Origin of the sequence: Pseudochrobactrum lubricantis (assembly GCF_041929865.1) — a bacterium.
In the GTDB taxonomy this organism is placed as follows: Bacteria; Pseudomonadota; Alphaproteobacteria; order Rhizobiales; family Rhizobiaceae; genus Pseudochrobactrum; species Pseudochrobactrum saccharolyticum.
The window spans coordinates 129,682-142,002 of record NZ_JBHEEE010000002.1; the positions used below are offsets into that span (position 1 = coordinate 129,682).

General features: G+C 51.2%; 10 protein-coding genes and 1 pseudogene. 6 read left to right on the forward strand and 5 right to left on the reverse strand.

All coding sequences use genetic code 11. The features are described from left to right. The first annotated feature begins 271 nt into the window (after window positions 1-271). The 6 genes from JNC80_RS05090 (at window position 272) to JNC80_RS05115 (ending at window position 8,313) form a co-directional block, all read left to right on the forward strand. On the forward strand, window positions 272-2,140 hold the full coding sequence (locus JNC80_RS05090; protein WP_022710120.1) for an ABC transporter ATP-binding protein: 1,869 nt from the start codon (window positions 272-274) through the stop codon (window positions 2,138-2,140). A 212-nt stretch (window positions 2,141-2,352) separates the two neighbouring features. Then, a complete protein-coding gene (locus JNC80_RS05095; protein WP_376709703.1) occupies window positions 2,353-4,230 on the forward strand; it encodes an ABC transporter ATP-binding protein in 1,878 nt (625 codons plus the stop codon). Between the two features lie 582 nt (window positions 4,231-4,812). Then, on the forward strand, window positions 4,813-5,376 hold the full coding sequence (petA, locus tag JNC80_RS05100; protein WP_028233437.1) for a ubiquinol-cytochrome c reductase iron-sulfur subunit: 564 nt from the start codon (window positions 4,813-4,815) through the stop codon (window positions 5,374-5,376). A gap of 20 nt (window positions 5,377-5,396) precedes the next feature. Then, window positions 5,397-6,674 (forward strand): cytochrome b, encoded by a 1,278-nt coding sequence (locus JNC80_RS05105; RefSeq protein WP_022710124.1) that lies wholly within the window; start codon window positions 5,397-5,399, stop codon window positions 6,672-6,674. Window positions 6,675-6,703: 29 nt separating this feature from the next. Then, complete coding sequence (locus JNC80_RS05110) at window positions 6,704-7,564, forward strand: cytochrome c1 (protein ID WP_022710125.1); 861 nt, start codon at window positions 6,704-6,706, stop codon at window positions 7,562-7,564. Between the two features lie 203 nt (window positions 7,565-7,767). After that, window positions 7,768-8,313 carry an adenine phosphoribosyltransferase gene (locus JNC80_RS05115; RefSeq protein WP_022710126.1) on the forward strand — a complete coding sequence of 182 codons (546 nt, stop codon included), beginning with the start codon at window positions 7,768-7,770 and terminating at the stop codon, window positions 8,311-8,313. Between the two features lie 184 nt (window positions 8,314-8,497). On the opposite strand, the gene JNC80_RS05120 is transcribed toward JNC80_RS05115, so the two are convergent. The 5 genes and pseudogenes from JNC80_RS05120 to rplY all read right to left on the reverse strand — a co-directional run. Further along, window positions 8,498-8,983: a MaoC family dehydratase gene (locus JNC80_RS05120; RefSeq protein ID WP_075656373.1), complete on the reverse strand. Its 486-nt coding sequence runs from the start codon at window positions 8,981-8,983 to the stop codon at window positions 8,498-8,500. A 2-nt stretch (window positions 8,984-8,985) separates the two neighbouring features. Beyond that, on the reverse strand, window positions 8,986-9,447 hold the full coding sequence (locus JNC80_RS05125; protein WP_116087827.1) for a MaoC family dehydratase: 462 nt from the start codon (window positions 9,445-9,447) through the stop codon (window positions 8,986-8,988). Between the two features lie 176 nt (window positions 9,448-9,623). Continuing rightward, on the reverse strand, window positions 9,624-10,727 hold the full coding sequence (gene ychF / locus JNC80_RS05130; protein ID WP_116087826.1) for a redox-regulated ATPase YchF: 1,104 nt from the start codon (window positions 10,725-10,727) through the stop codon (window positions 9,624-9,626). A 194-nt stretch (window positions 10,728-10,921) separates the two neighbouring features. Beyond that, window positions 10,922-11,662 (reverse strand): aminoacyl-tRNA hydrolase, encoded by a 741-nt coding sequence (gene pth / locus JNC80_RS05135; protein WP_376709704.1) that lies wholly within the window; start codon window positions 11,660-11,662, stop codon window positions 10,922-10,924. A gap of 124 nt (window positions 11,663-11,786) precedes the next feature. Next, window positions 11,787-12,080 (reverse strand): annotated as a pseudogene (gene rplY / locus JNC80_RS05140) (50S ribosomal protein L25); the annotation flags it as partial. Window positions 12,081-12,321 lie beyond the last annotated feature (241 nt).

The following is a 12,321-nucleotide window of genomic DNA, read 5'->3' on the forward strand; positions in this document are numbered from 1 at the left end:
TCGGATCCGCAGGTCAAATACGATTCTTCCATCTATCTTCCGGTTAAGTGTACTCACGCATTTAATCCTCAAACCGCATCTGAGTGTTTCGGGTTCTGTGCCCGTTGATTTTCCGATGCTTTAAAAATGCTGAAATTCTGCCTCATATTCAGTTGCTGAAGTGAATGGCAGAACCCAAATGAATCAAAACTGACCCCTGCCGTCTTCGTTTTACGAAAATGATGCGGGGGAATTGGTTTTCGCACGGGATAGCCCGTATTTGAGGTCGAAAATGTTTCGTTGGTTCGAAAAGAAGCTGAACGCCTATCCGGATGTTCCGCTTGAACAACCGCCGAAGGGCTTGTTCAAATTCTGTATGTATTACAGCCGCGGCGCGTGGGGCTGGATTATTGTGATGGCCTTTCTGACAGCGCTGATCGCAATCTTTGAAGTGTCGCTGTTTGCTTTTCTCGGCAATGTCGTGGACTGGCTGAGTGAGCATAACCGTGAAACCTTCCTGCAGCAGGAGGGCTGGAAGCTGGCGCTGATCGGCGGCGTTGTTCTGGTGATTTTGCCATTGATTGTTTTGCTGCAATCTCTGGTTCTGCACCAGACACTGATCGGGAATTTCCCGATGCGGATACGCTGGCTGATGCACCGTTATCTGATCCGTCAGTCGATGACATTCTTTCAGGATGAATTTGCCGGACGTATCTCCACCAAACTGATGCAGACAGCACTGGCTGTGCGTGAAACGGTGATCAAACTTGCGGATGTGATGGTCTATGTAGCGGTCTATTTTACCGGTACAATTTTCATCGCAGCCACGGCTGACTGGCGCCTGATGATCCCGTTCATTGTCTGGCTGCTGGCCTATGTCGGTCTGCTTCGCTATTTCATTCCGCGCCTGCGGGTGATTTCCGAAGCACAGGCCGATGCCCGCTCCGAGATGACCGGCCGTATCGTTGACAGCTATACCAATATTGCCACGGTCAAACTGTTCTCGCACACACAGCGCGAGGAAGGGTATGTCCGTGACAGTCTTGAGCAGTTTCAGGGTACAGTAAACCGCCAGATGCGTATGGTGACGCAGTTCTTCGGTTCACTCTATTTCATGAACTCTTTGCTGCTGTTCTCAGTCGGTGCATTGGGTATCATGCTGTGGATGGATAATGTTGCTTCTGTAGGTGCGGTGGCCATCGGTATTGCGCTGTGTTTGCGTCTGAACGGTATGTCCCAGTGGATCATGTGGGAAATGTCGGCACTGTTCGAAAATATCGGCACAGTGGAAGACGGTATGCGTTCGATCGCACAGCCGCGCAAAGTGATCGACCATGAAGGTGCAAAGCCGCTGCATGTGCGTTCCGGTGAGATCACCTTTGACCGCATCGGTTTCCACTATGGCAAGGGCAAAGGCATCATCAATGATCTGTCGCTGAATATCCGTCCGGGTGAGAAGGTTGGTCTTGTCGGCCGCTCCGGCGCGGGTAAGTCCACACTGGTCAATCTGCTGCTGCGTTTCTACGATCTGGAGCAGGGCAAAATCCTGATCGACGGTCAGGACATTTGCAAAGTCACACAGGACAGCCTGCGCGCCAATATTGGTATGGTGACGCAGGATACCTCGCTGCTGCATCGTTCCGTCAGGGATAATGTCGGCTATGGCCGTCCTGATGCAACGGATGAAATGATGCTGGAAGCGGTTGCACAGGCGCAGGCCGATCAGTTCCTGCCGCATCTGACTGACCCGAAAGGCCGTCAGGGCTTTGACGCGCATGTCGGTGAACGTGGTGTGAAACTGTCCGGCGGTCAGCGCCAGCGTGTGGCCATTGCTCGTGTGATCCTGAAGGATGCGCCGATCCTTATTCTGGATGAAGCGACATCTGCGCTTGATTCCGAAGTGGAAGCGGCAATTCAGGACAGTCTGTACAGGCTGATGGAAGGCAAGACTGTGATTGCCATTGCCCATCGTCTGTCGACCATTGCCGCGCTTGATCGTCTGATCGTGATGGATCAGGGACGCATTATCGAAGACGGCACCCATGAAGAACTGATTGCGCAGGGCGGCATTTATGCTTCGCTTTGGGCACGTCAGTCCGGCGGGTTCCTCGGCTTTGATGATGAAGAAGAAAAACAGGCGCTGCCTGAGCCTGCTGAATAATCACTGTTCAAGCAGAGAAAAACACCCGCCGCCGTTCTACCCGAGCGGCGTCGGGTACGTTTTCAGTCTTTTAAAGATGACGTCCGGCGTTAATCGCGGACGGAAAGTTTTTTATTTTATATATTAAAAACATCAGCAACTTGCTTGCCGATTCTGTTTGCATGCGCCTTCCTGCCTGTAATTATTGCGGGGTGCTGCGGAAAGGCTTTCCGATGAATATGATTTACCGCTGGTTTGAAAACTGGATTGATCCGTTACAGGATTTTGACGGTAAACGCCCGCCGCAAACTACATTACGATTTCTCTGGCATTATATTTATCAGGCGCGGTGGCCTTTGCTGCTGGCTTTGATTGCCGGTGGTATTCTGCCGCTTCTGGAAGCCGGCCTGTTCTACTTCACCGGACGCATTGTGGATATTCTTGACCAGAGCGCAATGGAGCGTAGCTGGCACGGGCTATATGTTGCTGCCGGTGCCGAACTCTTGATGATGGGTTTTATCGTGCTGGTCGTGCGGGTGCTGATGACTGCGCTCAGTTCATTGCTTGATGACCAGACAATCACGCCCGGATTTTACAATCTGATCCGCTGGCAGGCGAACTCCTATGTGCTGCGTCAGTCCTATGCGTTTTTCCAGAATGATTTTTCAGGCCGTATTGCCACCAAAGTCTGGCAGGCAGGGCAGGCGGCAGGTGATCTGATTACCAGCTTCATTCAGGTGGTCTGGTTTATGATCATTTACAGCGTTACGACGCTGTTGCTGTTTGGTCAGCTTGATTGGCGTCTCGCTGCGCTGGTGGTGGTGTGGATGGTGCTGTTTGCGTGGATCGCCCGGCTCTATCTGCCGACCATGCGTAAACAGGCCGAGGCCAGTGCTGAGGCCGGTTCGCTTATCAATGGCCGTATTGTCGACAGCTACACCAATATTCAGACCATCAAGCTGAATACGCCGGATATGGATCAGGCCTATCTGCGGTCAGGCTTTGCCAGCTATATCAAGACCATGCTGCCTTTTATGCGCACGCTGACAGGAATGCGTGTTTCTATGACCGCGCTTTCCAGCCTGATGATTGTATTGGTAGCAGCATTTTCCATTGACTTGTGGACCAAAGGACAGGCGACAGTGGGTGAGGTGGCTTTTACGCTCGGTCTGGTGCTGCGCCTGAATATGCTGCTTGGCCGTTTGATGATGCAGATGAACGGTATGCTGCGCTCTTATGGCGTTATTGAAAACTCCATGCGGCTGATCTCTGCTCCGCTCGGCATGGAAGACAAACGCGATGCCAAGCCACTGAAGGTGACCTCCGGTGCTATTGATATCGCTCATGTGACTTTCCGTTATGGCTCTGAGAATGAAAACAGGGAGAAGGCAGGTGTGCTGAGCGATATCAGCCTTGCCATTCGCGGCGGCGAACGTATCGGACTGATCGGTCATTCCGGTGCGGGTAAAACCACGCTGATTAATCTGATGCTGCGGCTCTACGATGTTGATACCGGCTCTGTGTGCATTGACGGGCAGGATGTGCGCGATGTTACGCAAACTTCGCTGCGTTCTGCTTTTGCGGTGGTCAGTCAGGAGACGGCGCTGCTGCATCGCTCTTTGCGTGACAATATTATGCTGGCTAAAGCTGATGCCTCTGAGGAAGAGTTGCGCTTTGCGGCCAGTCAGGCCGAGGCTGAGGAATTTATCGGTGCATTGGAAGATTACAAAGGCCGTAAAGCCTATGATGCTTATGTCGGTGAGCGAGGAGTTAAATTATCGGGCGGTCAGCGACAGAGAATCAGTATTGCGCGCGCCGTTTTGAAAAAAGCGCCGATTCTTATTCTTGATGAGGCCACATCAGCTCTCGATTCAGAGGTCGAGGCAGCCATTCAGGAAAATCTGACGCGGCTGATGGCGGGTAAAACCGTGATCGCTATTGCGCATCGCCTGTCGACAATCGCACAGCTGGATCGTCTGGTTGTGCTGGATCATGGCCGGATTGCCGAAAGCGGTACGCATGACGAACTGATTGCTTCGGGTGGTATTTATGCCGGTTTATGGGCGCGTCAGTCCGGTGGCTTTCTTGGTGAGGCCGATGAGGAAATCTGAATAGCGGGGAAAATTCTCCCCGTGTGAACTTTGCGCGGGATTGGTCAAAACAGAGTTCTTATGCCGGTTGATGACGGAAATGCAGCGTTTTATGACGGTTTTATAACTCTTTATGCGGTTGTTGCATCTGCAGCCTGCCACCTCTTATTTTATATTGCATATAAGTAAACAGGATTTCCTGACCGGTTCATGCAGAGAGCAGTTCTGTTTTGATAGATGTTCGCGGGCGATTTTATAACAGGTGCGGAATTGCCGTTTGCCTGTTCTTCCCCGTTTGATTTTGCATGAAGTAGTCACAGGTGTTTTGCGATTGATACGGGTGAGGAAAGCCGTTTTTTGACCATAGTGCGGCCTTCACTTTGCCGGTTTCCATGCCTGCGACATGGTGCCGTAAGTGCCTCAGATGACTGGACAAGCTTTTTTATCATGCCTAAACCTTGAACAAGGTGGGGGAGTTATGTCCGGTTTGTATCTGTTTTCAGGTCTTACAGCTCTCAGCACAAAACGTCACATAATTACGGACGAATGTGCTCGCGGACAACAGAGGACAGTTCAACATGCAAGTCAAAAAGGAAGTGGTACGTGAGCGCACACGACACAGCTGAGCCGACACGGCGTGATTTTCTGTACATAGCGACGGGAATGGCCGGCGTAGTCGGTGCTGCCGGCTTGGCATGGCCATTTATCGACCAGATGCGGCCGGATGCTTCAACCCTTGCGGCGGCATCCATTGAAGTGGACGTTTCGTCCCTCGCGGAAGGCGGATCGCTGACAGTAAAATGGCGCGGTAAGCCGGTATTTATCCGTAACCGTACGGCTAAAGAAATCGAAGATGCCAAGAACACACCGATGTCTGCATTGAAGGACCCTTTGGCGCGTAATGCCAATCTGGCAGCAGACGCACCGGCTTCGGATCTGGAACGCACTGCCGGTGAAGGCAAAGAAAACTGGATCGTCATGATCGGCGTTTGTACCCATCTGGGTTGCGTGCCGCTTGGTGAAGCCGGTGAATTCGGCGGATGGTTCTGCCCGTGCCACGGTTCGACTTATGATACGGCTGGCCGTATCCGCAGCGGTCCGGCACCGGAAAACATGCACATTCCGGAATTTGCATTCATTTCCGATACCGTCATTAAAGTCGGTTGAGTGGTCTGAGGAGAAATTTTATGAGCGGCGGACACTCTTCATATACGCCAAAGACCGGTATCGAAAAATGGGTTGACGCAAGGCTGCCTCTGCCGCGCCTCGTCTATGACTCGTTTATTGCTTATCCGGTTCCGCGTAACCTGAACTATATGTATACATTCGGTGGCATTCTGGCCTTCATGCTGATTGCTCAGCTGTTGACCGGTATTGTGCTGGCTATGCATTATGCAGCATCCACCCAGCTGGCTTTCGGCTCGGTTGAAAAGATCATGCGTGATGTCAATTCCGGCTGGTTGCTGCGTTATATGCACTCCAATGGTGCATCCTTCTTCTTTATTGCGGTTTACCTGCATATCGCCCGCGGTATGTATTACGGTTCCTATAAGGCTCCGCGCGAACTGCTGTGGATCCTCGGCGTGGTCATTTTCCTGCTGATGATGGCAACCGCATTCATGGGCTATGTGCTGCCATGGGGACAGATGTCCTTCTGGGGTGCGACCGTTATCACAGGCTTCTTTACGGCGTTTCCGATTATCGGTGAACCGATCCAGCAGCTGCTGCTTGGCGGTTTTGCCGTGGATAATCCGACACTGAACCGCTTCTTCTCGCTGCACTATCTTCTGCCGTTCATGATTGCCGGTGTTGTTGTGCTGCACGTATGGGCACTGCATGTGACCGGTCAGACAAACCCGACCGGTATTGAAGTGAAAACGAAGACAGATACTCTGCCGTTCACACCTTATGCGACGATCAAAGATGCATTCGGCGCGGTCGTGTTCTTCATCTTCTTCGCCTATTTCGTCTTCTATATGCCGAACTATCTCGGCCATCCGGATAACTATATTGAAGCAAATGCGATGGTAACCCCTGCGCATATCGTTCCTGAATGGTACTTCCTGCCGTTCTATGCGATGCTGCGCGCGATTACCTTCAATATCGGCCCGATCGACTCCAAGCTCGGCGGTGTTCTGGTGATGTTTGGTTCGATTGCTATCCTGTTTGTGCTGCCATGGCTTGATACATCGAAGGTACGTTCGGCGGTTTACCGTCCTTGGTTCAAGATGTTCTTCTGGGTATTTGTCGCCAATGCGATTTTCCTCGGCTGGCTCGGTTCCCGTCCTGCTGAGGGTGTCTATACCCTGATGGCGCAGATCGGCACGCTGTATTATTTCGCATTCTTTATCATCATTCTGCCGGTACTCGGTTTGGTTGAAAAGCCGAAGCGTATACCAAACTCCATCACTGAAGCGGTTCTCGGTTCGGATGATGAAGTTGCAAAAGCAGATGCTAAAGCCTGATTGCAGCACCAGATAGGAAGAGTACAGTTATGAAAATGTTCTTTACCGGTCTTGCTGCTTTCGGTCTGGCCACAGCGCTCACACTGGGCGCTGTACAGGCTGAGACTGCGGGCAGTGAAGCAGAACCGGCACATTACCCGATCAAGCATCCGACACAGGAAAGCTGGTCATTCGCAGGGCCTTTCGGCACTTATGACAAGGCACAGTTGCAGCGCGGCCTGAAAATCTACAAGGAAGTCTGCTCCGCCTGTCATTCGATGAAACTGGTACCGTTCCGCACGCTGAGCGATCTTGGTTATAATGATGACCAGATCAAAGCTTTTGCTGCGGAATATGAAGTGCAGGACGGCCCGAATGCTGATGGTGAAATGTTCACCCGTGCAGCGCGTCCGGGCGATTATTTCCCGTCACCTTTCGCGAATGCGGAAGCCGCGGCCGCTGCCAATAATAATGCAGTTCCGCCGGATTTCTCGCTGATCGCCAAGGCGCGCGGTGTTGAACGTGGTTTCCCGACATTTGTGTTTGATATTTTCACACAATATGCGGAAGCGGGTCCTGATTATATTCACGCCTTGCTGACCAGCTATGATGAAACGCCGCCTGCAGGTATGCAGATTCCGGAAGGTACGCATTATAACCCTGCCTTTATCGCCGGTAAGTCGCTTGCTATGGCCAAGCCACTCAGCGATGGTCAGGTGACCTATGATGATGGTTCGCCGGAAACAGTTGAACAATATTCGCGCGATATTTCTGCGTTCCTGATGTGGGCTGCTGAGCCGCATATGGAAGATCGTAAGAAGACCGGCTTCCGCGTTATCGTGTTCCTGCTGTTGCTGGGTGCAATTGTTTACGCAACGAAACGTCGTGTTTTTGCGGGTATTAAGCACTAATTGGCTTCACACTGATCGTGTGATCCTATAAATAAGAAAAAGGGCGCTTAGGGCGTCCTTTTTTATGTGAAGTTTGATCTGTTTTATCTGCTTACTGTGCGTATCCGGTAAACAGAGCGCTATAACGCCGGATGGCGATTATCTGTCTCAACAGAGGATTGAGCGGATAGAGCCAACCAGAGAGTTACAAATGAGGATTTGCCATGAATGATGAAACCAAAGAGTTTCTGAAGGCTTCGTTGCGTACAATTCCGGACTATCCGCGTCCGGGCGTAATGTTTCGCGATGTAACGACACTGATGGGCAATCCTCAGGCTTTCCGCCGTGCGATTGATGAACTGGTATTTCCGTTTGCCGGTGGCAAAGCTGACAAGATTGCAGGCGTAGAAGCCCGTGGCTTTATTCTCGGTGGCGCAATGGCGCATCAGTTGTCGGCCGGTTTCGTGCCGATCCGCAAAAAAGGCAAGCTGCCTTATGAGACTGTGCGTATTGCCTATAGTCTGGAATATGGCCTTGATGAAATGGAAATGCATAGCGATGCGATCCATCCGGGCGAACGGGTCATCCTCGTTGACGATCTGATTGCAACGGGCGGCACAGCTGTTGCTGCGGTCAATCTGCTGCGTCAGATGAAAGCTGAAATTGTTGCTGCCTGTTTCATTATCGATCTGCCTGATTTGGGCGGACGCAAGAAGCTGGAAGAGCTTGGTGTGCAGGTTCGCACCTTGCTGGAATTTGAAGGCGATTAAGTCTGCTTATCTGTGAGATGAGAGCATAATTTCTTCAACTTGGATCAGTTTAAGGTAAAAATTATGCTCTCATTTTTAAGTGTTAGAGCGACCTTGTGTAGCGCCCAATCGGGCGCACGGCGCACTAATAAAAAGCCTGCCTGAGCAATCAGGCAAGCATTTTATATTTCTAATGTGCTTACGATCAGGGCAGCTTCACCAGAGCGGCACCGTCAAATTGCATCACACGCTCGCCATGCTGGTTTGTGCCTGTGGAGTGATGGCTGAGCATAGACCAGCCCGGTTTTGTCGCCAGCGGGCGAATGCCGGTAATCTGTGCTGTATAAGCGATCACATCACCTGCAAAGACCGGGTGCTCCCAGCGCAGGTTTTCAAAACCGGGTGAGGGGCCGAAAACCGGCGGCGTTTCTCCGCGCTCCATGCAGGTTTTAATTATACCAATCATGGATTGCACATTCAGGCGCATCCAGACCGCAGTGGTGTGCCAGCCTGAGGCGCAGAGGGCGCCAAAGAAACTTTCTTTGGCTGCAACCGGATCAGTATGAAAGACCTGCGGGTCATATTTTTCTGCAAAGCGGATAATCTTCGCCTCGGTAAATTCATAAGAGCCGATGGTAACTGTTTTGCCGATATTCTCTTCAAGAATGGATGGCTTGCTGGTCTTTTCCATCATCACGCCTCCTGAATATTTACGCGCATGAAAATTGAACCCTGCGCTTCACAAACCGGAATGTCATTCTGATTGGTGATTTTGTGGTTCAGCCGGATGATGCCGAGTGCAGGTTGTGAGCGAGAGATACGCTTTTCCAGCACTGTTGTGGTTGCGCTGATTGTGTCTCCGGCCAATACAGGTTTCAGCCATTTGACATATTCCACGCCGGGTGCACCCTGACTGTCGGAATTGCTGATAAACCGGTCAGCCATCATACGCATCAGCATGGCACAGGTATGCCAGCCGGAAGCGGAAAGCCCGCCGAGAATTGACGCTTTGCCTGCTTCTTCGCTCATATGAAAAGGCTGAGGGTCAAACTCACTGGCAAAGGCAATGACTTCTTCTGCAGTCACCAGTTTGGAGCCGAGTTGCAGGCTGTCGCCGACGATAAAATCATTATAGGTGAAATGGGGCTGGCTCAACGGCACTCTCCTCCGTTTATATGACAAGCTGCCGTGCAATAGTGATATGTGGCTGCTTTGTTTTCGGTGTTGTATCCTATGATCTTTTACGTAAACGTCAAATGATGTTTTGTTAAATTGCACAGATACAAAAAAAGCCCTGCAGAGCAGGGCTTTAAATTCGGTGATATATAAAATCAGGTGTTGAATTTGAACAGCATCACATCGCCGTCCTGCACCACATATTCCTTGCCTTCATCGCGGGCTTTACCGGCTTCTTTGGCGCCGACTTCACCCTTAAAGGTAACGTAGTCATTAAACGCGATAGTCTGCGCGCGGATGAAGCCGCGTTCAAAATCAGTATGGATCACACCGGCTGCCTGCGGAGCTTTAGCACCGCGATGCACAGTCCATGCACGGGTTTCTTTTGGTCCGGCAGTGAAATAAGTAATCAGATCAAGCAGGCTGTAGCCCGCACGGATCAGACGGTCGAGACCCGGCTCTTCCAGACCCATTTCACCAAGGAACAGCTGTGCATCTTCGTCAGGCAGCTGCGAAACTTCCGCTTCAATCGCTGCGGAAATGATAACAGTTTCCGCACCTTGTTCTTTTGCCATTTTGGCGACAGCTTCGGTGTGCTCGTTGCCGTTTGCTGCATCGCTTTCAGCGACATTGCAGACATAAAGTACAGGCTTTGAAGTCAGCAGGTTCAGGCCTTTGAGGATCAGCAGATCGTCCGGTGCAATGCCTTTCAGCAGCATACGGACAGGCTCACCATTCTGAAGCAGCTTCAGGGATTCTTCCATCATCGGCAGAACGGTTGTTGCTTCTTTGTCTTTGCCGGTGGCGCGCTTGCGGATCTGCACGATGCGGCGCTCAAGGCTTTCGAGATCGGAGAGCATCAGTTCTGTTTCAACAGTCTGCGCATCGGAGACCGGATCAATACGGCCTTCAACATGGGTGATGTCATCATCTTCAAAGCAGCGCAGCACATGAACAATGGCATCGACTTCACGGATATTGGCGAGGAACTGGTTGCCCAGACCTTCACCCTTGGAAGCGCCGCGTACCAGACCGGCAATATCAACAAAGTTGATACGGGTCGGGATCAGTTCTTTTGAACCGGCAATATCGGCGATCTGGCGCATGCGGCTGTCCGGCACTGCAACTTCACCGGTATTCGGCTCAATGGTGCAGAAAGGATAGTTTGCAGCCTGTGCAGCAGCTGTTTTGGTCAGTGCGTTGAAGAGGGTGGACTTGCCGACATTTGGCAGGCCAACGATACCGCATTTGAAACCCATGGTAGAACCTTATCCGGTCTGGTGCGAATTTTAAGAACGACCGGCAATGGTGCGGTTCAGCCCTTATCCTTCAGCATGAAACGTAATGAATATTGCCATTGCCTATGCGCTATGGGGCAAGCACAGGTCAAGGGCAGTGGTGTAAATTGCGGGAAAAAGCCGCTGAAATTTGCAGCTTGCAGCGCGTTTTGTGTTTAGTCGCCCTTTTTGCCGAAGAGTTTGGCCAGCATATCGGCCATAGGGCCGGTTGTCGGAACTTTGGGGGTAATCGTATTATTCTGCCGTGCCTGACGGATATGGCTCTGGGCTTTGGGCGCAGCTTTTACCGGTGCTTCCGCTTTGGCATCCTGCTTGCCGCCCATGACAAGCGAGAGCTTATTCATGAAGCCGTTATCGTCTTTTTTGACGAGATAGGACAGATTGTCAGCAATGCCGGTAAAGAGCAGATCCAGCCATTCATTATCGGCTTTGGCAAAATCACCCAGCACATAATGATGCACCAGATCTTTCGAACCCGGATGACCGATACCAAGGCGCATACGTCGATATTCCTTGGAGTTCAGCAACCCGTGCATATGCTGGTCAATGGACTTGATACCATTGTGACCATTGGCACTGCCTCCGGCTTTGACCCGCAATTTGGCAGGGGGCAGATCAAGCTCGTCATAGACTACAATGAGATCGCTGATTGCCAGCTTATAGAAACGCATCGCTTCGCCGACAGACTGACCGGAGAGGTTCATAAAAGTTTGCGGCTTGAGCAGCAGTACTTTCTCACCGTCGATCATGCCTTCGGAAATCAAACCCTGAAACTTTTTCGACCATGGCGAAAAGCGATGGCGGGCATGAATTTCATCCACGGCCATAAAACCGATATTATGACGGTTTCGCGCATATTGCGCACCGGGATTGCCGAGGCCGGTTATCAGCAGCATGGTCGTCTCCGAGAGTAGGATATGGCAAGCGTTTTATCAGGCTGTGCTGGTATCACAAACAAAAACATCTCCGGTTTGCACCGGAGATGTTTGATAAATCAGAAGCCGGAAGGCTCGAAATTTATGCTACGCGGATGAAGTCTACGTGCAGAGGCGTGTCTTTAACGCGATCCATCTGGTAGTCTTTAGGCTGAACTTTGATGGTCTGGCCGTCAACATCAATGTTGAAAACGGTAGACTTGAAGCCGCCGCCATAGATCAGGTAGTAAATGGTCTTATAGTCGATAGCGACCGAAATAGCAGGCTGCTTGTCACCATAGATGACTGCTGGAATCTGACCGTTGTCGCGAAGTGCACGGGAGGACCCCTTACCAGCCCGTTCGCGTTTTACGGCCTTGAGAGTTTTAACTTCGCTCATGGCTTTTCCTTATCAAGTAATTTGGAGTGTTCCGCAAAATCAGTGAAATTCCGAAACATGATATATCCGTTAAATACGCAGCAAAAACAGCGATGATGCGGGCATATCATTCCGCGTTGCCTCCAAGGGTGTCTACGCGGATGCGCTCTCATAAGCGATAAAACCCGTAAGTGCAAGTTTTTGTGCACAAGACAGGCATTTTTGAACCTTATATGGCTTGTCGCTGTGTATTCCGCAGCAG

What these genes read in the sequence shown, in the direction of transcription:
- JNC80_RS05090 (WP_022710120.1), top strand. Translation starts at nt 272, where the DNA reads ATGTTTCGTTGGTTCGAAAAGAAGCTGAACGCCTATCCGGATGTTCCG.
- JNC80_RS05095 (WP_376709703.1), top strand. Translation starts at nt 2,353, where the DNA reads ATGAATATGATTTACCGCTGGTTTGAAAACTGGATTGATCCGTTACAG.
- JNC80_RS05105 (WP_022710124.1), top strand. Translation starts at nt 5,397, where the DNA reads ATGAGCGGCGGACACTCTTCATATACGCCAAAGACCGGTATCGAAAAA.
- JNC80_RS05110 (WP_022710125.1), top strand. Translation starts at nt 6,704, where the DNA reads ATGAAAATGTTCTTTACCGGTCTTGCTGCTTTCGGTCTGGCCACAGCG.
- JNC80_RS05115 (WP_022710126.1), top strand. Translation starts at nt 7,768, where the DNA reads ATGAATGATGAAACCAAAGAGTTTCTGAAGGCTTCGTTGCGTACAATT.
- JNC80_RS05120 (WP_075656373.1), bottom strand. Translation starts at nt 8,983, where the DNA reads ATGGAAAAGACCAGCAAGCCATCCATTCTTGAAGAGAATATCGGCAAA.
- ychF (WP_116087826.1), bottom strand. Translation starts at nt 10,727, where the DNA reads ATGGGTTTCAAATGCGGTATCGTTGGCCTGCCAAATGTCGGCAAGTCC.
- pth (WP_376709704.1), bottom strand. Translation starts at nt 11,662, where the DNA reads ATGCTGCTGATAACCGGCCTCGGCAATCCCGGTGCGCAATATGCGCGA.